Source organism: Xanthomonas sp. NCPPB 1638, from assembly GCF_041475635.2.
Taxonomy (GTDB): Bacteria; Pseudomonadota; Gammaproteobacteria; order Xanthomonadales; family Xanthomonadaceae; genus Xanthomonas; species Xanthomonas cucurbitae.
Genome location: NZ_CM192984.1, coordinates 3021303 through 3045348, shown reverse-complemented (window position 1 = coordinate 3045348; position 24046 = coordinate 3021303). Strand labels below are relative to the sequence as shown.

The 24046-nt window shown below is 67.1% G+C and carries 23 protein-coding genes, 2 other RNA genes and 2 pseudogenes; 8 read left to right on the top strand and 19 right to left on the bottom strand.

Going from position 1 to position 24046, the window contains the following annotated elements:
* Positions 1 to 2 precede the first annotated feature (2 nt).
* Together ACCQ13_RS13155 and ACCQ13_RS13150 are read left to right on the top strand one after the other, a co-directional pair.
* Complete coding sequence (locus ACCQ13_RS13155) at positions 3 to 1121, top strand: ISL3 family transposase (protein WP_159406429.1); 1119 nt, start codon at positions 3 to 5, stop codon at positions 1119 to 1121.
* A gap of 12 nt (positions 1122 to 1133) precedes the next feature.
* Positions 1134 to 1226, top strand: a pseudogene (locus ACCQ13_RS13150) (EF-hand domain-containing protein); the annotation flags it as partial.
* Positions 1227 to 1775: 549 nt separating this feature from the next.
* Here ACCQ13_RS13150 and ACCQ13_RS13145 read toward each other — a convergent pair.
* The 6 genes and pseudogenes from ACCQ13_RS13145 to purM form a co-directional block, all read right to left on the bottom strand.
* A complete protein-coding gene (locus ACCQ13_RS13145; RefSeq protein WP_104603969.1) occupies positions 1776 to 2459 on the bottom strand; it encodes a DUF3108 domain-containing protein in 684 nt (227 codons plus the stop codon).
* Positions 2460 to 2461: 2 nt separating this feature from the next.
* Positions 2462 to 3289 carry a DUF3108 domain-containing protein gene (locus ACCQ13_RS13140; RefSeq protein ID WP_104603970.1) on the bottom strand — a complete coding sequence of 276 codons (828 nt, stop codon included), beginning with the start codon at positions 3287 to 3289 and terminating at the stop codon, positions 2462 to 2464.
* Positions 3290 to 3353: 64 nt separating this feature from the next.
* Entirely contained in the window at positions 3354 to 4022 is a 669-nt protein-coding gene (purN, locus tag ACCQ13_RS13135) for a phosphoribosylglycinamide formyltransferase (protein WP_159407318.1), read from the bottom strand.
* A pseudogene (locus ACCQ13_RS13130) lies at positions 4009 to 4137 on the bottom strand (DUF2238 domain-containing protein); the annotation flags it as partial. The pseudogene ACCQ13_RS13130 and the gene purN, both read right to left, overlap by 14 nt.
* Positions 4138 to 4290: 153 nt before the next feature.
* On the bottom strand, positions 4291 to 4755 hold the full coding sequence (locus tag ACCQ13_RS13125; RefSeq protein ID WP_104603972.1) for a hypothetical protein: 465 nt from the start codon (positions 4753 to 4755) through the stop codon (positions 4291 to 4293).
* Positions 4756 to 4767: 12 nt separating this feature from the next.
* Positions 4768 to 5901, bottom strand: coding sequence for a phosphoribosylformylglycinamidine cyclo-ligase (gene purM / locus ACCQ13_RS13120; protein WP_208800372.1), 1134 nt, complete (start codon positions 5899 to 5901; stop codon positions 4768 to 4770).
* 22 nt (positions 5902 to 5923) lie between these two features.
* Here purM and ACCQ13_RS13115 point away from each other — a divergent pair, with 22 nt between their 5' ends.
* From ACCQ13_RS13115 to hda, 3 genes are read left to right on the top strand one after another with little or no spacing between them, the layout of a single operon-like run.
* Positions 5924 to 7036 carry a DUF2066 domain-containing protein gene (locus ACCQ13_RS13115; RefSeq protein ID WP_167526917.1) on the top strand — a complete coding sequence of 371 codons (1113 nt, stop codon included), beginning with the start codon at positions 5924 to 5926 and terminating at the stop codon, positions 7034 to 7036.
* On the top strand, positions 7033 to 8199 hold the full coding sequence (locus tag ACCQ13_RS13110; protein WP_104603975.1) for an AI-2E family transporter: 1167 nt from the start codon (positions 7033 to 7035) through the stop codon (positions 8197 to 8199). The genes ACCQ13_RS13115 and ACCQ13_RS13110 overlap by 4 nt, the downstream gene beginning before the upstream one ends.
* Complete coding sequence (gene hda, locus ACCQ13_RS13105) at positions 8196 to 8906, top strand: DnaA regulatory inactivator Hda (protein ID WP_104603976.1); 711 nt, start codon at positions 8196 to 8198, stop codon at positions 8904 to 8906. Before ACCQ13_RS13110 ends, hda begins: the two co-directional genes overlap by 4 nt.
* A 381-nt stretch (positions 8907 to 9287) precedes the next feature.
* Here hda and murU read toward each other — a convergent pair whose 3' ends face one another.
* From murU to ACCQ13_RS13085, 4 genes are all read right to left on the bottom strand, one after another.
* Positions 9288 to 9998: an N-acetylmuramate alpha-1-phosphate uridylyltransferase MurU gene (murU, locus tag ACCQ13_RS13100; protein WP_372372154.1), complete on the bottom strand. Its 711-nt coding sequence runs from the start codon at positions 9996 to 9998 to the stop codon at positions 9288 to 9290.
* Positions 9995 to 11014 (bottom strand): aminoglycoside phosphotransferase family protein, encoded by a 1020-nt coding sequence (locus ACCQ13_RS13095; RefSeq protein WP_104603978.1) that lies wholly within the window; start codon positions 11012 to 11014, stop codon positions 9995 to 9997. The genes murU and ACCQ13_RS13095 overlap by 4 nt, the downstream gene beginning before the upstream one ends.
* A gap of 37 nt (positions 11015 to 11051) precedes the next feature.
* Positions 11052 to 11324: a GlsB/YeaQ/YmgE family stress response membrane protein gene (locus tag ACCQ13_RS13090; RefSeq protein WP_104603979.1), complete on the bottom strand. Its 273-nt coding sequence runs from the start codon at positions 11322 to 11324 to the stop codon at positions 11052 to 11054.
* 310 nt (positions 11325 to 11634) lie between these two features.
* Positions 11635 to 13128, bottom strand: coding sequence for a M20 family metallopeptidase (locus ACCQ13_RS13085; protein ID WP_159407317.1), 1494 nt, complete (start codon positions 13126 to 13128; stop codon positions 11635 to 11637).
* A 198-nt stretch (positions 13129 to 13326) separates the two neighbouring features.
* Here ACCQ13_RS13085 and ACCQ13_RS13080 point away from each other — a divergent pair, with 198 nt between their 5' ends.
* The 3 genes from ACCQ13_RS13080 to ACCQ13_RS13070 all read left to right on the top strand — a co-directional run bounded on the left by ACCQ13_RS13080 (position 13327) and on the right by ACCQ13_RS13070 (position 15031).
* Positions 13327 to 13659, top strand: a complete 333-nt coding sequence (locus ACCQ13_RS13080; RefSeq protein WP_104603981.1) for a ComEA family DNA-binding protein — start codon at positions 13327 to 13329, stop codon at positions 13657 to 13659.
* Between the two features lie 463 nt (positions 13660 to 14122).
* Positions 14123 to 14809 (top strand): HutD/Ves family protein, encoded by a 687-nt coding sequence (locus ACCQ13_RS13075; RefSeq protein WP_104603982.1) that lies wholly within the window; start codon positions 14123 to 14125, stop codon positions 14807 to 14809.
* 145 nt (positions 14810 to 14954) lie between these two features.
* A non-coding RNA gene (locus ACCQ13_RS13070) (sX9 sRNA) lies at positions 14955 to 15031 on the top strand.
* Between the two features lie 4 nt (positions 15032 to 15035).
* On the opposite strand, the gene ACCQ13_RS13065 is transcribed toward ACCQ13_RS13070, so the two are convergent.
* The 9 genes from ACCQ13_RS13065 to ACCQ13_RS13025 form a co-directional block, all read right to left on the bottom strand.
* Positions 15036 to 16661: a sulfite reductase subunit alpha gene (locus ACCQ13_RS13065; protein ID WP_104603983.1), complete on the bottom strand. Its 1626-nt coding sequence runs from the start codon at positions 16659 to 16661 to the stop codon at positions 15036 to 15038.
* Entirely contained in the window at positions 16658 to 17632 is a 975-nt protein-coding gene (locus ACCQ13_RS13060) for an FAD:protein FMN transferase (protein ID WP_104603984.1), read from the bottom strand. The genes ACCQ13_RS13065 and ACCQ13_RS13060 overlap by 4 nt, the downstream gene beginning before the upstream one ends.
* 212 nt (positions 17633 to 17844) lie before the next feature.
* Positions 17845 to 17921, bottom strand: a non-coding RNA gene (locus tag ACCQ13_RS13055) — sX9 sRNA.
* 61 nt (positions 17922 to 17982) lie between these two features.
* Positions 17983 to 18786 carry a DUF4198 domain-containing protein gene (locus ACCQ13_RS13050; RefSeq protein WP_104603985.1) on the bottom strand — a complete coding sequence of 268 codons (804 nt, stop codon included), beginning with the start codon at positions 18784 to 18786 and terminating at the stop codon, positions 17983 to 17985.
* Between the two features lie 175 nt (positions 18787 to 18961).
* Positions 18962 to 19477, bottom strand: a complete 516-nt coding sequence (locus ACCQ13_RS13045; RefSeq protein ID WP_159407314.1) for a DUF2271 domain-containing protein — start codon at positions 19475 to 19477, stop codon at positions 18962 to 18964.
* Between the two features lie 20 nt (positions 19478 to 19497).
* Positions 19498 to 20136 (bottom strand): PepSY-associated TM helix domain-containing protein, encoded by a 639-nt coding sequence (locus ACCQ13_RS13040; RefSeq protein ID WP_104603987.1) that lies wholly within the window; start codon positions 20134 to 20136, stop codon positions 19498 to 19500.
* Between the two features lie 7 nt (positions 20137 to 20143).
* Positions 20144 to 20878 carry a tetratricopeptide repeat protein gene (locus ACCQ13_RS13035; protein WP_159407313.1) on the bottom strand — a complete coding sequence of 245 codons (735 nt, stop codon included), beginning with the start codon at positions 20876 to 20878 and terminating at the stop codon, positions 20144 to 20146.
* Positions 20871 to 21557 carry a Fe2+-dependent dioxygenase gene (locus ACCQ13_RS13030; protein ID WP_159407312.1) on the bottom strand — a complete coding sequence of 229 codons (687 nt, stop codon included), beginning with the start codon at positions 21555 to 21557 and terminating at the stop codon, positions 20871 to 20873. The genes ACCQ13_RS13035 and ACCQ13_RS13030 overlap by 8 nt, the downstream gene beginning before the upstream one ends.
* 48 nt (positions 21558 to 21605) lie before the next feature.
* Positions 21606 to 23924, bottom strand: a complete 2319-nt coding sequence (locus ACCQ13_RS13025; protein WP_159407311.1) for a TonB-dependent receptor — start codon at positions 23922 to 23924, stop codon at positions 21606 to 21608.
* Positions 23925 to 24046 lie beyond the last annotated feature (122 nt).

Below are 24046 nucleotides of genomic sequence, written 5' to 3'. Positions count from 1 at the left end.
CCGTGTGTTCCAACTGTGGCCATCGGTGTCGCAGCCGCTACGACAAGCGCCTGTGCCGCGCCCGCGACTTGCGGGCGGCCGGCTGGATGCTGTTCGTGGAGTTCGAGCGCTGGCGGGTCGATTGCCCGGGGTGCGGCGGCGTGCACGTAGAGCGGCTGGACTGGCTGGCCAAGAATCCGCGCTACACCGAGCGATTCGCCCTACATGTGGGCAATCTGTGCCGAAGCATGACGCACAAGGCCGTGGCTGAGCTGGAGCGCCTGCACGACAGCACGGTCAAGGAGCTGTCCAAGCTGTACATGGCCGAGCAGGTGCGCCGGGCGGGGACGCCGGCGCCGCGCGCCATCGGCATCGACGAGATCGCGATCCACAAGGGCCATGACTACCGCGTTGTGGTCAGCGATCTGGAGCGCGGCCGACCGATCTGGTTCGGCGGCAGTGGGCGCACCGAGGCGGACATCGACCAGTTCTTCGCCGAATTGGGCCCAAAACGCAGTGCTGGCATCGACGTGGCGGTGATGGACATGTGGCGGCCGTTTCGCAACTCGGTGGGCAAGAACGCGCCCAACGCCAGCATCGTGTTCGACAAATTCCACATCATGCGCCACCTGTCCGACGCGCTCGATCAGGTGCGGCGCGACGAGTACAAGCGCCTTCAAGGCCAGGATCGCAGTTACATCAAGGGCCAGCGTTACACCCTGCTGAGCAATCGCGAAAACCTTACCCTGGACGGTCGGAAGGCGCTCGCCAAGTTGCTGGCGGCCAACAAACGTCTGAACACGGCGTACCTGCTGAAAGAGTCCTTCGGGCAGCTGTGGAGCTACCGCACCGAGCGAGGTGCACGGGAGTTCTTCGAGCGCTGGAAGCAGAGTCTGCGCTGGCAGCGGCTTGCGCCCTACCAGACGTTCGTGGGGATGATCGAGCGGCACTGGGACGGCATCGCGGCGTACTGCAGGCCGGAGAACAAGGTCAGCCTCGGCCTGGTGGAAGGGCTCAACAACAAGATCCGGGTCATCCAGCGCAGCGCCTACGGCTATCGCGACGAGGAGTTCCTGAGGCTCAAGATCATCGCCAGCTTCCTGCCCGCGCTACCCGAAAATGCTCGATTGCACCCACAGTGATCCGCGAAGACCCTTTTTTATTGGCGCAAGAATGACGAGCAGATCCGGGTGGATTGCCGGACGGTGTTCATGACCGGCGATGACAAGGCTGCTGGCAAGCCTTGAGAGGCGATAGGTTGGCGGAACACCGATAGTCCACGCAGAGCGGCTGATTTGCGAATGTTCTGCAGGGCCCTTGCCCGCTCACCATCGCGGGACACGCTGCAAGTACGTCCATGTAAGCTCTTTGGCGGCATCCATGCCGCCAAAGGTCCCGCGACGGTGAGCGGGCAAGGACCAGTGATGATGGTCGGTGTGCAGAGCTTCAACCAAACAACACTCAGCGCTCTGGCATGGCGTCTTGGTTCTTTAATCGAGATGCACGCAAGGGGTTTGACGTGGTGTCCTCGCCGTGCCCTCAACCGGCCGTTGCTGCTCTCGCTTTCAACAAAGCAGCCAGCCAACTGTCTGGTGCGGTGTCCTCGCCGCTTGCGGGACCGTGTGGCGGCATGGATGCCGCCACCGAGCCTCCACGGACGGATTCACGGCGTGTCCCGCGAGCGGTGAGGGCACCGCGCACTCGGCTCACCACGCCTTAAACCGCTATTGACGGTTGTCCACGCTGTACGCGTGCGCAGGAGCGCAACTCAGCGCGCTCCGTCAGGCACAGATCGCTTAGCGCAGCGACTTGATGGTCAGGTCCAGCGCGTCCTGGCCCTTTTCCTTCTGCAGCAAGCGCGCCGGTACCGGCAGGTCCTTGACCACCCAGGCGATCAGTTCCTTGTCGCCATCCACGCGCGAGATCTTGGTGGCTTGCTCCTGCTTGCCGTTGACGGTGATGGTGTCCTTGCCGACCACCTTGTAGCTCATCGGCTTGATGCGGCCTTCGTCCACCATGCGGTAGTCCAGCGGCTTGCCGGCGGCCAGGTCGCGGGTGATTGCCAGATTGATGAGCAAGGCGTCCATGTCGCCGGGCTGCAGCTTGACCGGGCCACGACGGTCCGGCTTGATATCGCCACTCCAGGTCGCCTGGCTGGTCTTCCAGTCGTAGTTGGCGGTGACATTGCGGCGCTTGACCATCATCGAGGAGGTGTCGTTGCTGCTGACCGGGCGCAGCTGGCCACCGGCTTCCTCGAACACCGTGCTCTGGGTCAGGTTGGCCAGCTGGTTCTGGATGGTCAGCGTGTAGCGCCACTGGTTGGCGCCGGCCGATGCCAGGGTCATGGTGCCGTTGGCCTGCATGCCCATGTAGTTGGCCGAATAATCGGCCTCGAACGGCTGCACGGCAAGCGCCGGCAGGCTGGCCAGGGCCAATGCGGCGGCGGCGATCAAGGCGCTGGTGCGGGGGAGGAGAGTCATGGTCAGGTTCCTTGGTATTGGACCAGGCGCAGATCGACCTGATCCTCGTTTTTGTCACGTTGCAGGATGCGCACCGGGGTCGGAACCCCGTTGGCGATCCACAGGATGGTTTCGTTGTCGCCGCTGTTGACGCGGTACACACGCAACGCGTCATAACTCAAGTCGCCGACCTGCACCACTTCGGTGGTGTCGGCGGCGCGGTAGTCGTACTTGCGCACCCGGCCCACATCGACGTAGCGATAGCTGAGGTTGCGGCCGGGCTGCGCATCGCGCATCAGCGACAGGTTCAGCGATAGCGCGCTCTGGTCGCCGGGCTGCAACGGGATCGGTTGCTGACGTTCTTTCTTCAGGTCGCCGTCCCACTGCGCGGTGCCGGCCTGCCAGTTGTACACGCCGGTGACCTTCTTGCCGAAGAACATGGCCTTGCGCACCGTGCTCTGGCTCAGCGGCACATAGGTGTCGCCGTCGACACGGAACACCGTGCTCTGCTCCAGGTTCAGGCCCAGGATGCTGGCGAACCCCTTGCGGCCGCGCACCGACATGTCGATGCGCCACTGGCTACCCTCGCCATGGCTGACCTGCATGGTGGCATCGCCGGCCTCCTTGCCGCGGTAGAACGCCTGGTAGGTGGCCACGAACGGTTCCAGTGGCGGCGGGGTCCAGGGGCTGGCGGGCAGCGCGGCGGGGGGCACCAGCGCTGCCTGGGGTGCGGCAGCCGCTCCGGGCGCCGTCGGCGCAGGCGCGGCGGGAGGTTGCTGCGCGCGGCCGCTACCGGCCGGGGCGAGCAGGGCAATGGTCAACAGCGCGGTAGCGATCGGAATGACGTTCATGCGCTGATAGGAGGCACGGGGCCGCAAGGATGTCCGAGACAGGATGAGGAAGGCGTCTCCGCATTCAGCTCAATGCGGTGTCAGCGGACTCTAGTCGCAGCGGTGTAAACAGGCACTGACCGTCGAGATGGACGGCATCGCCGTGGATCTGCACGCGGCCTGCGGCGAGCAATTCCAGGGTGGCCAGCAGCAGCGGGTGTTCGCGCGCCAGCACGCGGGCGGCCAGCTGCTCGGCGCTGTCGCCGGGCAGCACCGGCACGCGCGCCTGCGCGATCACGCGGCCGGCGTCCAGTTCCGGCACCACCAGGTGCACGCTGGCGCCGTGCTCGGTAGCGCCGGCCTCCAGCGCGCGCGCATGGGTGTGCAGCCCCCGGTACTTGGGCAGCAGCGACGGATGGATGTTGAGCATGCGCCCGGCAAAGCGGCGCACCAGCGGCTCGCCCAGGATGCGCATGTAGCCGGCGCAGACCACCCAGTCCGGCCGCGCGGCGGCGATGGCATCGCCCAGCGCGGCATCGAAGGCGGTGCGGTCGGCAAAATCGCGTGGGCTGGCGCTCCAGCGCAGCGCCTCATCGACCTTGTGCAGGGCCGGTGCCTGCGGCCGATCGGAAAACACCCCGACCACCTCGGCATGCAGGCGCCCGCTGGCGATCGCATCCAGGATGGCCTGCAGGTTGCTGCCGCGCCCGGAGGCCAGTACCGCAAGGCGCAAGCGCCGGTCAGTCGCGTGCATTGAACACTGTCCTCACTACAGGGTAGGCCGCCAGGCTGCCGAGTGTTGCCAGCAGCATGTCGGTATGCGCGTCCCAGCTATCGCCCTGCTGGCCGTTATAGGCTTCGGCCGCCTGACAAGCGCGATTAGTCCAAACACCGTCAGTGACCTATGCAAGGCCTGTTCGACCGGCCACCGCAACGCGATCCAGCTGACCACGAACACCGCGACCGTGGCGATCACTGCAACGCGCTTGGGACTGCGCAACGCAGGTATGCTCACGTCGATCTCAGGCGGCGGGTGCGGCGGCGCCGAACAACGCCTTGACCTGCGGACGCAGCAGCACCACCAGCGTAAACACACCGACGACGGTACCGAGCGGCATGAACGAGCAGGAAATGCCGGCCACGATCAGGCACAACAGATGCCGCCTGCGCTGGGCGATGCAACGGCCGGCATAGGCGATGAACCCTGCCAGCGTCAGGCCGCAGCAGATGAACGCTGCCGCGAACACCACGAAAAACCAGCCGAACCAGCGCGGGTCCATTGGCGGCGCGTCCGGACTGGTGCTCTCCATGGGCAGATGGCCAGTCACGATGGCGAGGCCCATGAACAGATGGATCAACGGAAACAACGAAAACAGCCCGGTGATGCCGGCCAGCACGTAGTGGAAGATCGACAGCAGCTTGAGCTGCTGCAGGTCTTCGGCGCTGGCAGCGGCAGCAGGAGGGGTGGCGATCGGGGGCGCGTCCATGCAGGTCTTCTCTCAGCCGATCCGCACGCGTTCGTTGCCCTGCGCATTGACCACCTGGCCAATACGCCAGTGCGCCAGCGACTGCGCAGCCAGCGCCTGCTCCAGCGTGGCGGCCTGCTCGGGCGAGGCGATCAGCACGAAGCCGATGCCGCAGTTGAAGGTGCGCCACATTTCGGCATCGGCCACCGCGCCTTCGCGCTGCAGCCAGGCGAAGACCGGCGGCAGCGTCCAGGCGGTGGCGTCGATGTCCAGCCCCAGGCCGTCCGGAACGACGCGGATGATGTTTTCGGTCAACCCGCCACCGGTGATGTGGGCCATGGCGTGGATCGCCTCGCCATGCGCCTTGAGCAGGGCCAGCACCGGCTTGACGTACAGCGCGGTCGGCGCCATCAGTGCGTCGATCAGCTTGGTGCCATCGTCCAGCACATGCTCGGCCGGGGCGCCGGCGCGCTCGTAGATCTTGCGGATCAGCGAATAGCCGTTGGAATGCGGGCCGGACGAGGCAATGCCGATCAGCAGATCGCCTTCGCGCACCCGCGCGCCATCCAGCAGCTGCGATTTTTCCACTGCGCCGACGGTGAAGCCGGCCAGGTCGTATTCGCCCGGCGGGTACATGTCCGGCATTTCGGCGGTTTCGCCGCCGATCAATGCGCAGCCGGAAAGCTCGCAGCCACGCGCGATGCCGCCCACCACCGCCGCGGCGGTGTCCACATCCAGCTTGCCGGTGGCGAAATAGTCCAGGAAGAACAGCGGCTCGGCGCCCTGCACCAGCACGTCGTTGACGCACATGCCCACCAGATCGATGCCGATGGTGTCGTGCCGGCCCAGTTGCTGGGCCAGCTTGAGCTTGGTGCCCACGCCGTCGGTACCGGAGACCAGTACCGGCTCCTTGTACTTGCCGGACAGGTCGAACAGCGCGCCGAAGCCACCCAGGCCGCCCATCACCTCCGGCCGGAAGCTGCGCTTGACCAACGGTTTGATGCGTTCGACCAGGGCATTGCCGGCATCGATGTCGACGCCCGCATCGCGGTAGGTCATGGGCGAGGGAGTGGGAGGCGTTGGGCTGGTCACGGGCGTGGGTGGCTCGGCGGTAAAGGCGGCGATTTTAACAGCCACGTTGGCGCTAGCGTCCCATTCGGGCAACAATTCACCCGGATACGCTTACGCCATGGAACCGTCGATGCGCCGCAGTCTCGCTTTCTTTCTCGCCCTCGTGGTCGCCATGCCCGTCGTTCCGGCCTTTGCGCAGGCAGACCTGCGCACCGAAGGCGATGTCGCCAAGGCGCAGAGCGCCTACGATGCCGAAGTGCCGGTCAACAGCCAGGGCGAGTCCGATCGCCCCGGTGCCCTGGCGCGCGCGCTGGGGGCGGTGCTGGGCAAGGTCTCCGGCGACCGCAGCGTCATGAGCCGCCCCGGCGTGCCGCAGGCGCTGCGTAACGCGCCCAACTACGTCGAACACTACGACTACCGCCAGGATCAGGGCACCTCGCGCACTGGCGCGCCCACCTTCCGCACGACCCTGGTTGCGCGGTTCCGGCAATCGGACGTGGATGGCTTGATCGCCGCGCTGGGCTTGCCGGTCTGGCCGCTGCCGCGCCCCAAGCCGGTGCTGTGGCTGGCCATCGACGATGGCAGCGGCCCGCGCTTGGTCGGCGTGGCGCAGGCCAATGCCGCGCGCAGCGTGCTCGACCATGCCATCGAGCGCGGCTATCGGCTCGGCCTGCCAGGCGGGGCCGCCGCCGAGCAGGCGCTGGCCGGTGCGATCTGGCGCAAGGACACCGCCGCCGTGGCGCGCGCTTCGGCCAAGTACAGCCCGCCGATGCAATTGATCGGCAAGCTCTACCGTAGCGATGCCGGCTGGACCGCCGATTGGGTGTTCGTGGACAACGGCAACGTGCTGTCCAGCTGGACCAGCAGCGATGGCGACGCCCGCCGCGCCATCGCCGCCGGTGCCGATGGCGCCGCCGATGCACTGGTCAAGCGCTACGCCAAGCGGGTGGATTCAGGCGTGCCGGGCGTGTATCGCGCGGTGATTACCGGCATTCACAGCGCCGACGACTATCTGCGGGTGGCCGCTGCGCTACAGGGCGTGTCGGTGGTGCGCAGCATCCGCCCGGTCAGCGCTAATGGCGACCGCATGGAAGTGGACCTGGAATTGCTCACGGGCATTTCCGGGCTCAACCGTATGCTCGGCGACAACAGTCCCCTGGTCTCGGTTTCGGTACCGACCGAGGGCCCGATCATTCTCGACAACGAGCACGCCGAGTACCGCCTGAAATGACCTTGACTCCCGAAGCCGAAATCGCCCTGTTCCTGCGCCGCCTCAAATGGGCAGCGGTGATCGTCGGCGTGCTGTGGGTGGTCTCGCTGCTGGCCCCGATCCTGACCCCGTTCGTGCTGGCGCTGCTGCTGGCCTGGCTGGGCGACCCGCTGGTGGACCGCATCGAGCGGGCCGGGCGTTCGCGCAACGTGGCGGTGGTGTTGGTGTTCGTGCTGGCGACGCTGCTGTTCGTATTGGCGTTGATGATCCTGGTGCCGATGATCGAACGCCAGATCATGACCCTGATCGATGCGCTGCCGCAGATGCGCAACTGGGCGATCGGCACCGCCATTCCGTGGCTTGAGGCGAAGACCGGCGTGCAGCTGATGGCCTGGCTGGATCCGGAGCGGCTGATCGACTGGATCCGCAGCCACTGGGAACAGGCCGGCGGCGCAGCCAAGACCTTCTTCGGCTACGTCTCGCGTTCGGGCTTTGCGATGGTGACCTGGGTGATCAACCTGGCGCTGCTGCCGATCCTGGCGTTCTACTTCCTGCGTGACTGGGACCGGCTGGTGGAGCGGGTGGCGGCAGTCATCCCGCGCGCCTACATCGGTACCGTGAGCCGGTTGGCGCTGGAATCCAACGACGTGCTGGGCGGCTTCATCCGCGGACAGTTCCTGGTGATGCTGGCGCTGGGGGCGATCTACGCCACCGGCCTGTCCATCATCGGGCTCAACCTGGGGCTGCTGATCGGCATCATCGCCGGCTTCATCAGCTTCATTCCCTATCTGGGCGCCACCACCGGCATCGTGCTGGCGCTGCTGGCGGCCATCGTGCAGGCGCAGGGGCTGGACCTGAAACTGCTGATCGGCGTAGGTGTGGTGTTCACCGTCGGCCAGTTGCTGGAGAGCTACGTGCTCACCCCGCGCATCGTCGGGGACAAAATCGGCCTGCACCCGGTGGCGGTGATCTTCGCGGTGATGGCCGGTGGCCAGCTGTTCGGCTTCCTCGGCATGCTGCTGGCGTTGCCGGTGGCTGCGGTGGCCAACGTGCTGCTGCGCTACGCGCACGAGCAGTACACCCGCAGCGATCTGTATGCGGGCCAGCGGGCCGGCATCGTGCTGCAGTCCACGCCCGAACGCAGCGTCATCATCGACCCGACCAAGGACGCAGATCGGTCGTGAGCGTGCCGCAGTTGCCGCTGGCGTTGCGTGCGCCACCCGACCAGCGCCTGGACAGCTACATCGCCGCGCCCGACGGCCTGCTTGCCCAGTTGCAGGCCCTGGCCGCCGGGCAGGTGAGCGATTGGCTGTATCTGTCCGGTCCCGCCGGCACCGGCAAGACGCATCTGGCGCTGGCGCTGTGCGCGGCGGCCGAGCAGGCCGGGCGCGCGCCGGCCTACCTGCCGCTGCACGCCGCTGCCGGCCGCCTGCGCGATGCGCTTGAAGCGCTGGAAGGGCGCAGCCTGGTGGCGCTGGACGGGGTGGACAGCATCGCCGGGCAACGCGACGACGAAGTGGCCCTGTTCGATTTCCACAACCGCGCGCGCGCGGCCGGCAGTACCTTGCTCTATACCGCGCGGCAGATGCCCGACGGGCTGGCGCTGGTGTTGCCCGATCTGCGCTCGCGGCTGTCGCAGTGCATCCGCATCGGATTACCGGTGCTCGACGACGCGGCGCGCGCGGCGGTGCTGCGCGACCGGGCACAGCGACGTGGCCTCGCGCTGGACGACGCGGCGATCGACTGGCTGCTGACCCACAGCGAGCGCGAACTGGCCGGCCTAGTGGCCTTGCTGGAACGGCTTGATCGCGAATCGCTGGCCGCCAAGCGCCGCATCACCGTGCCGTTTTTGCGGCGGGTCCTGGAGGATCGCGGGTCTTCGAGCACCTGACAGAGTTGCCACGCTCACCGCTACGCGGACACGAGCTGCTCAGCGCTTGCCATCCGCGCACCTATCGCAGTGTCCAGGCGCTCATGGCACATCGTCTGGAGCTTGCAGAGCAGCTGGTCTGTGGCTCTGCTGCAAGGCCCTTGCCCGCCCACCATCGCAGGACACGCCGCAAGTACGTCCCTGTAGGCTCTTACGCGGCATCCATGCCGCGTAAGGTCCCGCGACGGTAGGCGGGCAAGGACCCGTCGGGATGGTCGGTGCGCATGGATAAGAGCCGGAGTGACGGCCCTTGAGTTGGCTGCAAGGACCATCGAGATGGTCGGTGTGGGTGATTCAAGCAATGCACGGTGCGCGGCCGGCGTTGCAGCAGCGTGGTTGCGATCAGCCGCGGTCACGCAGTAACTGCGCATCCAGTTCCGCCAGCCGCTGCGGCGTGCCGACATCGGTCCAGCGTCCGGAATGGAGGATGCCATCGATCAAGCCTGCCGCCATCTGCGCGCGCAGGATGGGCGCCAGCGCAAACCGCGGCGTCGCGCCGGCCTGCTCAGGCAATGGCCCGATCACGGATTGCCAGTCGTGCAGCAGTGCCGGCCGGAACACTCCAATACCGGCGTACGTGTGGGTGGCAGGCAGATCCGCACGTACTTTGCCGTCGGCCTGTAGGGCGAAGTCGGCGTGGGCCGCATAGGCAGGCTTGTCGACCAGCACCAACTGCGCCAGCCCGGCCGGTGCGCGCGACAGGCGCGCAAAGTCGAAGTCGCTCCAGATATCGCCGTTGACCAGCAGGAACGGCGCATCGCCCAGCAGCGGCAACGCATGCAGCATGCCGCCGCCAGTCTCCAACGGTGCAGCGCCCTCGAAGGAATAGTGCAGGCGCAGGCCGAGCGTACTGCCGTCTCCCAAGACCTGCGGAAACTGCTCGGCCAGCCAGGAGGTATTGACCACCACCTCGTCCACGCCCAGCGCGGCGAGTTTGCGCAGATGCCAGACGATCAGGGGAGTGTCGCCGACCGCCAGCAACGGCTTGGGCGTGCGCTCGGTCAGCGGACGCATCCGCTCGCCCCAGCCTGCGGCAAAGATCAGCGCCTTCATGGCGTGGCCTGCGCGGTGTGCGCGGCCAGGGCAGGCTTGACGACCTGTTCCAGCACATCGATCAACGGCGCCAGCTCCGCGTAGCGCGGCAGCACCTCGTCCAGATAGGCGATGAAGTGCGGTACGTTGTCCAGATACCAGTGCTTGCCATCGCGATGGCTCAGGCGCGAGAAGATGCCCAGATTCTTCAGATGCCGTTGCACGCCCATCCAGTCCGCATCGCGCAGGAACTGCGCCAGCGGCGGAACCGGCAAGCCTGCCGCACTAGCGCGCGCGTGGTAGCGCGCCAGCCAGCCGTCCACGCGGGCGATCGGCCAGCTCACCGAGGTGTCCTTGAACAGGCTGATCGGGTCGTAGGCGATCGGGCCGATCACGCAATCCTGGAAATCCAGCACCGCCGGGCCATCGGGTACAGGCATCAGGTTGCGCGGCATGAAATCGCGATGGGTGAACACCTGCGGCTGTGCCAGCGCGTTGTCCATCAAGCGGCGTTGCACCAGCTGCAACTGCTCGGCATGTGCGCAGTCCAGCTGCACGCCCAGATGTTTGCCAAGGAACCATTCCTCGAACAATCCGGCATCGCGCTGCAGCAGGGCCTCGCCGAAGCTGCCGCTATCGGCAGGCGGCGGGATCGCCTGCAGCAACAGCAGTTGCGCAACCGCACCGTCCAGCAACGCGTCGGCATTGGCCTCGGTCAGCACCTGAGCCAGGGTTGGTACCCCAAGGTCCTCCAGCAACAGGAAGCCGGTCTGCAGATCCTGCGCAACTACCTGCGGCACGCGCACGCCATGCACGCCCAGCAGCGCCTGCATCCGCAACCACGGCGCCACGTTTTCCAGCTGCGGCGGCGCATCCATCAGGATGCGCTGCGCACCGTGTCCGTTGGTGCGCCAATAGCTGCGGAATCCCGCATCGACCGAGGCGCGTTGCAAGGTGGCGTGCGGATCGTCGAGCGCATGGCGCGCCCACTGCAGGCGAAGCGCGTCGCGCGCGGTGTCTGAAGGGGAAGACGTCATCTGTGGTGGCTGTCTCGTGAGGTGATGGAGGCAGCGCTCAGCGCTTGCTGCCGCTGAACAGCCGCAGCAGCGCGAGAATGGCGATGGCGCCGAGCACCGCGCCCAGGAATCCGGCCGGCTCGCCCGGGCGGTACCAGCCCATGTAGCGCCCGAACCAGCTCGCCACCACCGCACCGGCAATGCCCAGCACGATGGTCAGCAGACAGCCCAGGCGCTGCGTTCCCGGGGTGATGAAGCGCGCCAGCAACCCGACCACGAACCCGACCAGCAGGATGTAGAGCCAGCTGTCGCTACCAAACACTGTGTTCATTGCAGCACCAGAGCGAACGGGATCGGCAGACTAGCATCTCGGATGCTGTCCACTCGCGCTGCGCGCACAACGCCGGCGGCTTGGTGGAGCATGAGCCGCAACGTGGTGGCGCGAGCCGCGAGAAGTCAGCGAGGTCCGCACGGAAGAAGCGCAGCACCAACAAAAAGCCCCTCTCCCGCCGGGAGACGGGTTGGGGCGAGGAGAGGATCATCAGGCAATCCCAATCGACAGCCTCTCACCCAGACCCCGAACACCGCCGCCCGTCCGATGACCTTGTCACCCAACCGCATGCAAGGGCCAATCCCAGGACTCAGCAGCAGCCGTGCCCACCATGCCGGGTGCCGCTATCGGCAGCCACCGGCGAGCCGCTGGTTTCCCCACGCAGGCAGGCGGCGTGATGTTCGGCGATCACCTTCGACACGCAGGCCGTCACCCGCTTGCCCATCGGGATGTGCAGGAACTCGTTCGGCCCATGTGCATTGGAATGCGGCCCCAGCACGCCGGTAATCATGAATTGCGCGCCCGGGAACTTCTCGCCGAGCATGCCCATGAACGGGATCGAGCCGCCTTCGCCCATGTACATCGCCGGCTTGGCGAAGAACACCTGGCTGGCATCGTCGATGGCTTTAGCCAGCCACGGCGCCATCTCCGGCGCATTCCACCCGGAGGAGGCTTTTTCCAGCTCCAGGCTCACCTGCGCGCCATTGGGCGGGTCGCGCAGCAGGGCGGCCTTGAGCAGTTCGCCACAGGCCTTGCCGTCGGCGGTCGGCGGCAACCGCAGCGAGAGCTTCACCGCGGTATGCGGGCGCAGCACGTTGCCGGCCGAGGCCAGCGGCGGCATGCCGTCCACCCCGGTGACCGACAGCGCCGGGCGCCAGGTCCGGTTCAACACCAGCTCGGTCAGATCCTCGTGCATCGGCGCCAGGCCATCGACCATCGGGAACTTGTCGAAGATCGCGGTATCCAGCGTGGCCGCAGCGGCCCTGGCCTGGGTCAGCCGCTCAGCGGGCACTTCCACATGCAGGCCGTCCAGCAGGATGCGGCCGGTGGTTGCGTCTTCGATGCGCGACAGCAGCTGGCGCAGCAGGCGGAAACTGGACGGCACCACGCCGGAGGCATCGCCGGAATGCACGCCTTCCTCCAGCACCTTCACGCTGAGGTTGCCGCCGGTCAGGCCGCGCAAGGAGGTGGTGCACCACAGCTGCTCATAGTTGCCGCAACCCGAATCCAGGCAGACCACCAGCGACGGCTTGCCGATGCGCTGGGCCAGATGATCCACATAGGCGGGCAGATCGTAGCTGCCGGACTCTTCGCAGGCCTCGATCAGCACCACGCAGCGCGCATGCGGCAGGCCCTGGGTACGCAGCGCCAGGATCGCCGCCAGCGACCCGAAGATCGCGTAGCCGTCGTCGGCGCCACCGCGGCCGTACAACCTGTCCTCGCGCAACACCGGCTCCCAGGGGCCAAGGTCGGCATCCCAGCCGGTCATTTCCGGTTGCTTGTCCAGGTGGCCGTAGAGCAGCACGGTGTCGTCGCCGGACTCGGTGCCAGTGGCCGGAATCTCGATGAAGATCAACGGCGTGCGGCCTTGCAGGCGCACCACCTCGACCTGCATGCCGTCGATCGCCTGCGCGCGCGCCCAGCGTTCCATCAGGCCCACGGCCTGCTCCATGTAGCCGTTGGCCACCCAGTCGGCGTCGAACATTGGCGACTTGTTGGGGATACGGATGTAATCGACCAGCTGCGGGACGATTTCGCGGTCCCAGGTGTCACTGACGAACTGGTCGATCTTGGCGCTGTCCATGAAGGCTCCGAATGCAGACGTGATGGCACATTCTACGCCCGCCGTCTGGGTAGGAATTTTCCTACAAGGCGGCGCGCAGTTCACCGGCTGTTCGGAGAGTCGGCCGGCGATAGGATGGCTGCATGTGGCGCGGGACACTGGCTCCGCTGGCAAGAATGCCGGCCAGGAACCATCACCCAAGCCACAAGGAGCGTTGCAATGAAGTCATTTACCGTAGTCCTGAAGTCCCTGCTGCTGGCATTGCTGCTGTCCTCGAATGCGTACGCGCTGGAGAGGGTGGACATCAATACCGCGTCTGCTGAGGAATTGGACAAGGTGCTGCTGAACGTCGGGCGATCAAAAGCCGAGGCGATCGTCGAGCACCGTCAGGCAAACGGTCCCTTCAAAAGCGCCGAGGAACTGGCGCTGGTCAAGGGCATCGGACTCAAGACGGTCGAACGGAATCGCGACCTGATCGAAGTGGGGGCCACGATGGCGCCCGCCAAGAAGGCTGCCAAGGGGGCGGCGGTGAAACCGGTGGGACGGCGTTGAGGGGAACGGATCCGGGATACGGTTCGACGCGAGGATGCGTGGCCGCAACCTAACTGGACAGGATGTCCGGGGGATGGCTGGAAGCCGACAAGGACGTGGAATCGCCCGGTGTTGCACTTGGACGTGCAGCCGGGCGTTTTTCGTTTGTGGCATGCGCGTCTGGCAGGCGCGGTGCCGGGCTTGCTCTGGCCTGGCTCGGCCGAATCCGAGCGGACGCGACTGCGTGCGGCGAGCGATGCACCCCTCGCGCCGCCTGGCGCACGTTACTGTCGCTTGTCGCTTGTTGCTGTCGCGTGGCAGCGTGCCCGGCGCGGCATGCGCCGCACAGCGGTGTCCACGGGTCGCATGCCGTGGCGATGAGACCTGATGCATCGGGCAGTGACGCAGTGGCTGCCCCTGATGACGCAACGCCAGCACGCCAGCATGTCGGCGTGGCGCGCTGCGGCTGAGGCACAATGTGTCGATGCAGCTGACAGACCTGAGCAGCCGGGTGATTCCGGCCATCGAATATCACCGCGAGCGCTGGCGCAATCGATTGGGTTGGACCCGCGAAATCCTGCGACTCGGCGACGCGCAACGCTGGGCGTTGCGCCTGTCGATCGCCGAGATCGAGCAGAACGCCGCGTTTTCCGCATTCCCGGACGTCGATCGTGAACTGGTGCTGCTGCGGGGCAACGGAATGCGCCTGGACTTCGGCGCTGCTGCCGGCAGTGAGGGTGGCGGCCTGCAAGACGGCGCCCCACTGGATCCGGCTGGCCATGCCATCCCGGCGCCGGCTTGCGCAGCAGGCAGCGATCGCCGGGTCGAATTGCTGCCGCCGTATCAGCGGGTGCGTTTTGCCGGGGAAGACACGGTGCGCGCCACGCTGCTGGATGGCCCGACACAGGATTTCAACCTGATGTGGCGGCGCGACCTGCTGCGGGCCGAGCTCCTGCACCGGCCGTTGGTCGGCAGCATGATGTTCTTTGCAGATCGGGACAGTGCCTGGGCCATCCATCTGCTAGCCGGGCAGGCCAGCTTCGGACGCGATAGCGGGCTGCCGCCGCTGGCTGCCGGAGACACGGCCTGGCTGAGCGCATCCACGCGCACCCGATACCTGCTCGATGGCGGCGGCGAGCTGCTGGCGATACGGGTGAGCCAGCTCGCCTGAGCTACCGGCGGCACCTCGCTGCGGCAAGACAACGCCGATGCATCCGGGAACATTGCCGGCGTAGGCCGGCCTCGGTCGCATGGGTTGCCTTTATCGTTGCCTGTGTGCGGTGGTCAGGCGGGCGTGGCCGGTGCCCGGCATCGGCATGTATCACTCGTATACTCCGGTTCTGAGCGCACCGTCCACACCCACCCGACGACGGTTCGCTACGCGCCCTCAGCCGCGCTCAGTACACATCGCGGCGATACCGGCCGCTGCGCAGCAGTTGCAGCCTGACATCGGGGCCCAGAATGCGGTCCAGCGTCCTGTCCACCTCCGGAGCCATGCCGCGCAGGCTGCCGCACAGATAGAGGCAGGCGCCTCGGTCGATCCAGCGCCGCAGGGTGTCGGCGGCCGCGGCCAGCGCGTGTTGCACGTAGCGTAGCGCTGGATCCCTGTCGCGCGAGTACACCAGGTCCAGCCGCGCGATATGGCCGTCCTGCTGCCATTGCCTCAGTTCGTCGGCGTACAGCGCGTCGTGCGCGGCGTTGCGTTCGCCAAACACCAGCCAGTTGTCGTGCGCACCGGCGGCAATGCGTGCGCACAGATGTGCGCGCAGGCCGGCAATGCCGGTGCCGTTGCCGATCAGCACCATCGGCCGATCCGGTGTCGGCGGATGGAAGCCGGGATTGCGGCGGATGCGCAGCGCGATCGGCGCATGCAATGGCGCATGTGTGCAGAGCCAGCCGCTGCCCAGGCCAAGCCCACCATCGGCATGCCGGTGTTCGCGAACCAGCAGTTCGACATGGCCCTGCTGCGGAATCGACGCCAGCGAGTAGTCGCGATGCGGTAGCGCCACCAGGCTGCGGACCAGCGCATGCGCGTCGATGGTGCTGGCGACGGCCTCGCCGCTGGCCACATCGCCGTCGGCGGGGAGTCGTGCGCTGGCCAGCCAGTCGCGCAACGCGCGATCGTCGATCAGGCGTGCCCCGTCCAGCTGGTGCCGGCGTAGCCAGGCCTCCACCAGGTCTGGCGGATTTTGCGGGACGATCTCGGCGATATCGCCTGCAGTCCACTGCGGCAGCGGGCCATCGTGGGGGGTGAGCCGAAGCCGCTGGATGGGCGCCCCGGCGCTGCCCGGGTTGACGTGACGGCGTTCGCGAAGTCGCCAGGTGCCGACGCTCGGCACGCTGCACGTCGCCTGCGAGGCGAGTGCCGGTGCCAGCACGGTCAGGTGGTCCTGCCATCGCTGCAACGCGCGTGGATCGGCGTTGTCCACATCGATGCGCTCGAACAGCGCGCTGGCGCCGCGTGCCTGCAGCCAGCTGTCGATGCGTCGGCCGAAGGCGCAGAACTGCGTGTAGCGACGATCGCCCAGTGCCAGCACTGCGTACCGTACGGCGGCCAGGTCCTGGCTGTCGCGGGCCAGCCAGTCGCGCTCCACGGCCTGCGCGTGGTCGGGCGCATCGCCTTCGCCGCTGGTGCTGAGGATGCACAGCAACTGCGGCACGCGCGCGAGTCGATCGGCATCCACTTCCTCCAGCGGCAGTGCACAGGCAGCGACGCCTGCACCTTGCAGGGCGGCTTCACAGCGCTCGGCCAGTTCGCGGGCGAATCCGGTCTGGCTCGCCCAGACGATCAGGACGCCGCAGTCGTCAGCGTTGGCGCTGTGCTGCCTGCGATGATGCGCCCAGGCCACGCCGCAGAGCACCGCGTACAGGGCCACTGCGGCACCGGCCCACTGCCAGCGCGCTGGTGCCGGCGCACTCCACCAGGTGCCGGCGTGCAGGCTGCCCAGCCAGCCGGCAAGTGCGGCCAAGGCCAGCAGCAGTACGCCATTGCCCAGCCAGAGCCGTGGAGCTGGGCTGGTCATGCGTCGGCCAGGTGACGTTCGAAGGCAGGGCTCATGGATTCGTGCAGTGCACCGCCCTGACGCGCCAGGAAGCGCACTGCCAGCTCGGCGATGCGGGCGTGTGCAAGCCCGGCCTCGGGGCCGAGGACGGTCATTGCGGTGGCCCAGGCGTCGGCATGCATGGCGTCGGCGGCCAGTACCGTCACCGCCGCCGGGGCATGCGGCACCGGCGCACCGGTGCGCGGATCGATGGTGTGCGCGTAGCGCGTGCCGCCGGCATCGAAGCGGTGCCAGCGGTCGCCCGAAGTGGCCACCGCCAACCCGTCCAGCACCAGCACGCGCGCCGGCAACGCCGCACCGGCGTCTTCGTCGGCCGCCGATTCGACCAGCACGTGCCAGGCGCTGCCATCGGGTTTGCGTCCATAGCCGAACAGCTCGCCGCCGACCTCGATCAAGGCGCTGGCGACGCCAGCCTGCAGCAAGGTGTGGTGGACGCAATCCACGCCGTAGCCCTTGGCAATGGCAGACAGATCCAGCGCTACCGCTCCCGCTTGCAGCACGCGCCCGCGCACCAGCTCCACGCGCTGCCATCCACAACGCAGGCTGGCCAGTGCGATCTGTTCGGAAGAGGGCACCTGGTGCCGGCCGGGGGCGGCACCGAACCCCCACAGCTCGACCATCGGCCCAACGGTGGGGTCGAACGCCCCTCCGCTGGCCTGTGCGATTTGCAAGGCGGTCTGCAGGACGGTGTGGAACTCCTCGGGCAGGGCCTGCCAGTGGCCGGCTGGCGCAGCGTTATAGCGGCTGATGTCCGAGCCCGCTTCCCAGGTGCTCATCTGCGCGACCACGCGGTCGAGCGCCGCCTGGATGCCGGCATGCAGCGGATGCAGGTCGCGTGCGGGCGGCACCACCAGTTTGACGCTCCAGGTGGTGCCCATGCTGCGGCCGCCCAGGGTAGCCAGCGTGGCGTTTGCGGAAGCGGTTGAAGTCATGCGTGGACCGGTGGGCAATGGGGCAGGAACGCCATGGTGACGCGCGGGGCGGCCGGTTGCATCCGCTTGCAGACGATTGCCGCGTTCACCGCCACCGCCCGACGAACGCAGACCCGGCCTCATCGAGGCAACTGGCCACGGCAGCGGGCACTGCAGAGCGTCCGCTGCGGCATCGCCATCGCACGCAAGCGGTGGTGCCCGTTGGAAGGAGTGGCGGATAAACCGTAGCGAGCAGTCGTCAGGTGGATGTGGACGGCGCACGCGTAATCGGCGTGGACGCAGGATCCATGCCGCTTCCGGGCACCGGCCGCGCCCGCCTGGCGGATGCGCAGCAGCTTGGTTGGTCACTCTTACTGCGGCAGTACTTCCAGTGTTGCTACATAGCCCAGGCGACGCTGCTTGGCCTGCGGCAGCGAGGTCTTGCTGTCTTCGCTGCTGGTTTCCAGCCAGTACATGCCGGGTTCCGGCCAGGTCACGCTGAAGCCGCCCTTGGCATCGGTTTTGAGCTTGATCTCGTTCTGCGCATCGCGATAACGGGTGCCGCCGCGCACGATCTCGATCTCCAGCCCGGCGGCCGGCTTGCCATCCAGTTGCAGGGTGAAGTGCGCCGCTTCGCCGGCGACCAGGTCGTTGGGATGGGTGATCGGCACCAGCTCGATGCCCTTGCCGCTGGGTTTGAACGCGGTGGTGGTCGGCGCGCCACGGGTGACGAAGGTTTCCACGCGGCTGAGCGACTGCGAAACCTGCAGGTCCTGTGCTTTCTTCGGCACCTCGGTGGCGAAGCTGGCTTCGTTGCCGCGCCAGCGCTTGGGCTTGCCGTCTTCCTTCCAGCTGGCAAACAGGCCGGCATTGACGATGCTGAGCTTGTAGGTGCCGGGCTGGGTGAGCTGCAGGTCGAACACGCTGCGGTACTTGCCGGTGGCCGGGTTGTCCGGCTTGAGCGCGCTGCCGTCGGGCGCGGTGATGCTCAGGTTATCCAGCCGCAGCGGCACATGGTTGAAATAGAACAGGTCGTTGGAGACCGCCGCATCGACGGTGATCCACGGCGCTTCGCCGGCAATGACGGTCTGCGAGGGCAGCAGCCAGGCCTTGTGCGCAAGCGCGGTAGCCGGCAGTGCGGCGAGCAGGGCGGTCAGGACGAGAGAGCGTTGCATGACAACTCCTTGAGGGCATGGAAGACGGTGGGTCGCGTGTCTGGTCAGCGCAAGTCGCTGCGCTGGGCGGAGGCGTGGAGATAAAACCTGCAAGCGACGATACGGTTGGGCGACGGCGGCTTGGGTCGGCCGGAGACTGAGGACAGCGGCCTGCGCCCCATGCCGACGCCCTGCATCAAGGCTTGGCAGTGAGGCTGATCGCACCCAGTTCGCTGCTGCCGCTGGCTTTGGCGCTCTGCGCCGCCGTTGCCGGCCAGGTGAAGGGCACTTTGACCAGTTCGCGGCCGCCGACCTCGCGCGCGGCCTCCACTACCAGCGTGTACTGGCCGGCCGGCAGCGACTTCAATGCGCCCTTGGTGTCGTTGAAAGAGAGCGCATGCGCGCCAGCCGGGCGGGTCGGGCCGGTGACGCCATCGACCGGCACGTCCAGCGTGCGGCCACTCTTGCGCCACCACTGACGCAGGTCCGGCAACCACTTGGTGCCGTGGCCCTCGGCGGTGTCCTTGGATTGATACCAGACCGCCAGGTTGGCGGCGACCTTCTGGTTCGCGCCTTCCAGCCAGATCGCCACGTACGGACGGTGGTATTCGGCGACGTTGAGCTTGGGGATTTCGACGTTGATGTCGAGCGTGGCCGCATACGCCGGCATGGCGAGCAGGCCGCTCAGGGCGATGGTCAGGGTGGCGCGCATGGTCGTCTCCGAGGAAAGGGTCAGTGGATCAACAACAGGGCAAGCAGCAGCGGGATCAGCAGGCCCAGGCCGACCAGCGGCCAGGTCATGCGGCGCTGGCGCGCATGCAGGTGCAGCAGGAACAGGCCGGTGATGCAGAACACCAGGCAGGCGATGGCGAACACGTCGATGAACCAGCCCCAGGCCGGCCCGGTATTGCGGCCCTTGTGCAGGTCGTTGACGTAGGCGACCCAGCCGCGCGAGGTGCGCTCATAGTCGACCGCGCCAGTGGCGCGGTCCAGGCTCAGCCAGGCGTCGCCGCCGGGCCGCGGCAGCGCCACATACACCTCGTCGGGCGACCACTCGCCGTTGTGCGCGCCGATGCCGATATCCAGTTCGCGCCCAAGCCACTGCGCCACGCGGGGTGGCAGCGGCGCATCGCCTTGCTGGCGTTCGCCCAGGGTCTTGAGCAACGCGGGCGGCAGGGTGAGCGTGCGCTGTTGCGTCGATGGGCTGGCTTCGATGCGTGCGGCGTGATTCAAGGTCAGCCCGGTGATCGTAAACAGCAGCATGCCGATCAGGCACAGCGCCGAGCTGATCCAGTGCCATTGGTGCAGCATGCGCAGCCAGAATCCACGGCGTTGTTGGGCACTGGCGGTGGTGGCGTTGGAGGGCGACATGCCGTGCTCAGGCCGGGTCTGTGGCGGCTGGTGCTTGCAGTTGCGCTTGCCGCGCAGCCACTTCGCCGAGCAATGCGCGCAGGCGCGGCTGCGGCGCATTGCCGAGCAGCGCGGTGAGTTGATGCAGGAAGCCGGCATGCCCACCGGCGATGGCGCGGCGCATCCACTGCTCGGCTTGATCGAGCGCGCCCGCATCGGCCAGCAAGGTGGCGTAGCTGGCCTGGCCGCGGAAGTCGCCGGCCTCGGCAGACCGGCGATACCAGTCGCGCGCGGCATGTGGGTCGGCAGTGCAGGCCAGGCCCTGGTCGAGATAGCGCGCCAGGAAGTTCATCGACTTGGCATGCCCGCGTTCGGCGGCCTGGCGATACAGCGCCAGCGCCTGCGCCTGGTCCTGCGCGACCGAGCGCCCGGAGGCGTACAGATGCGCCAGGTTGTACATGCCCCAGTCCAGGCCATGGTCGGCGGCGCGGCGATACCATAGCGCGGCCAAGTCGTCGTTGACCGGGGTGCCGAAGCCCAGTTCGTGGCAGCGGCCGAGTTGGTTCATGGCCTGCGGATGCCCGGCATTGGCCGCCACTTCGTACCACAGCATCGCCGCAGCCGGATCGCGCGCGATGCCGCGCCCTTCGGCATACAGTTGCGCCAGCAGGAGCTGTGCGTCGCTGTCCTGGCCGGCGGCGGCCTTGCGCAGCGATGCAATGGCCTGCTCGGGCTGTGCCGGGTCCAACACGGGCTCAGACATCGGCCCATTGCCGCAGCAGGTTGTGATACACGCCGGTGAGCTGGATCAGCGCCGGATGGCCGGGCGTGTCTTGCGTCAGCCGCCGAATCGAAACATCCAGTTCAAACAGCAGCCGGCGCTGCGCTGCGTCGCGCAGCATGCTCTGGGTCCAGAAGAACGCCGCCAGGCGCGTGCCGCGGGTGACCGGATTGACCTTGTGCAGGCTGGTGCCGGGATAGATCACCAGATGCCCGGCCGGCAGCTTGACCGACTGCGTGCCGTAGGTGTCTTCGATCACCAGTTCGCCACCGTCGTAGCTGCCCGGCTCGCTGAGAAACAGCGTGCCGGAGACATCGGTGCGCATCGGCTCGGCGCCGCCATGGCTGCGGTCGTAGCGCACCGCGTTGTCTACGTGATACCCGAACGACTGCCCGCCGCTGTAGCGATTGAATAGCGGCGGATAGATCCGGCGTGGCAGCACCGCAGAGAAGAAGGTGCTGCTGCGTGACAGCGCTTCCAGCACCAGCGCGCTGGCCTCGCGCGCGATGGCGCTGCCTTCGGGCAACTGCGCGTTGTCCTTGGCCTGGGCCGACTGGTGGCCGGCGGTGATGCGGCCATCGGCCCAATCGGCCGCGTCCAGCCGTGCGCGCAGGGCGCCCAGTTGCGCGGTATCCAGGACATCGGGAATGGGCAACAGCATGCGGTGGTCTCCACGCCATCCGCGCGGGGCGGATGGCGCTTCGCAAGGTCAGAAGCTGAAGGTGGCGTTCAATACCGCCGAGCGGCCCTCGCCCGGCAACGCCCAGCCGTTGCCGGCGGTGACGGTGCCTGCGGCGTTGACGGTGAGGTTGTTGCGCACGCTGGTGTAGTACTCCTTGTCGAGCAGGTTGTTGACGTTCAACTGCAGGCTGAGCCAGTCGTTGACGCGCAGGCCGAGCATGGCGCGGTGCACCCAGTAATCGTCGGTCTTGCGGTAGGCCGCGGCCGAGGCATTGTTCGCGTAGAAGCCGCCCTGGTAGGTGATGCCGTAGCCGAAGGTCCAGCGGTCAAGCGTGTAGGTGGTCCAGACATTGCCAGCATTGCGCGGTGTCTGCACCAGGTCGCGTCCGGCCACCGGGTCGCCGGTGAGGCTGGCGGTGCGGTTGGACACGCTTCGCAGCACTTCGCTGTCCAGGAAGGTGTAGTTGGCGAAGATCGACCAACGGTCGGTCAGATAGCCGGCCGCGCCCAGCGCGATGCCGTCCACGCGCGCCTTGCCGTCCAACACCTGCTCGGGAATCAACGGGTCGCCGCTGTTGACCTTGAAGTTTTCGCGCTCGTTGCGGAACACTGCCGCCGTCAGCGCCAGGCGCTCATCCAGTACGTCCCACTTGCCGCCCAGTTCGATGTTGACCGCCGTTTCCGGCGCGACGTTGCAGTTGGCGCCGACAGTGGCGGTGGCGATCGGCGTGCATGAGCCGTTGACCGAGGCCTTGGACGGGGTCTTGCTGTTGGCATACGACAGATACACGCTGGCGTTGTCCGCAGGCTTGAACACCAGACCGGCGCGGTAGGAGAACAGCTCCTCGTCGCTGTCGGCCGGGAAGCCGGCGGCAACCCCGGTGATGTTGCCGGCCGCATTGACGTTGTACGTGGTGCTGGCACCTTCGTTGTGTTCGTAGCGGCCGCCGACATTGAGCAGCCACTGCTCGTTGAACTGCAGCGTGTCGAACAGATAGATGGCCTGATTGGTCAGGCTGCCTTTGCTGTGGCCGGTGCGGACGAAGTTCTGCGGGCCGGTCCAGATGTTGTACGGGTTGTCGAAGGACTGCAGCGGGAAGGTGATGCCGGTGGCGGAGCCGTCGGCATTGCGGAAGGTGGTGCCGCTGTCCAGCTCGAAATCTTCCTTGCTGATCGCCACGCCGGCGACCAGGCGGTGTTCGATGGCGCCGGTCTGCAGCGTGGCGGTCAGGTCGGTCTGGCTGTGGGCGATGAAGTTCTCGGTATTGCGCACCAGCCCGCGCGGGCCGCTGCTGGGATTCCAGGTGGCCGGCGGCTGGCCGACGCAGGCGCGCCCGGTGTAGGGGTCGGTGCCGTTGGGCAGGCACCAGGTGCCCTGCAGCGCGGTGGCATTGAGCGACTGATCCACCCGCTGCAGACGCGCCAGGCTACGCAGCTTGACGGTGTCGCCGAAGTCCATGTCCAGCACGCCGGTCAGCATGTCCACGTCGATTTCCTGGCGCGAGGTGTTGCGGTAGCCGAAATAGGTTTCCGCATCCACGCCCGGCAGCGGGCCATCGTTGAACGGGCTGAGTGCGAACGGCACGCCGTACTGCGGCAGGTTGTTGTCGTGCTGGTGCAGATAGCTCAGGGTGAAACGCGTGTCCGAGCCCAGGCCGAACGCCACCGATGGCGCAAAGCCCCAGCGATGACGGAATTCCTCGTTGCGGCCGGGCACGTCCTGGGTGTGGCCCATGGCATTCAGGCGCACCGCAGTGCCATTGTCGAAGTCGTAGTTGCTGTCGACGGCGAGGCGGCCATAGCGGTCGCTGCCGCCACCGATCAGCACGTTGGTGAAATCGCCCTGGCCGGCGGTCTTGGTCACCAGGTTGATGTTGCCGCCCACCGAACCGGCGCCGGACATGGCTGAATTGGCGCCGTTGATGAGTTCCACCGCCTCCAGGTTGAAGGTGTCGCTGCGGCTGTATTGCGCGCTGTCGCGTACGCCATCGGTGGTGATGTCGCTGCTGGCGGTGAAGCCGCGCAGGTTGATGTTGTCGCCATACCCGCCGCCGCCTTCGCCGGCACCGAAGGTGATGCCGGGCAGGGTGCTGAGCACATCGCGCAGGGACAGCAGGTTCTGCTGGTCCATGGTCTGCTTGGTGACCACGGTAATCGTCTGCGGGGTGTCGCGCAGCGCCTCGGTGTACTTGGGCGAAGACGGCTTCTGTGCGCGCTCCTGCTGTACCCGGATCGCATCCAGGTCCACCGCGCCGGGAGGAGCCGGGGCATCGCCGGGCTGGGCCAGTGCAGGTGCAGACAGTGTCAACAGTACGGCCGAGGCGAGCGGTGAAATCCTGGGAGTCATGAGAGGTCTCGAAGAAGGAAACGGTGTCCGGCCTGGCGGCGGCACGGAGCGAAGGACGATACGGATGACGCGCTGGCTAGCCTGAGGCGATGCGTCGCCGCCGTCCCGCAGGCACGCCGCCA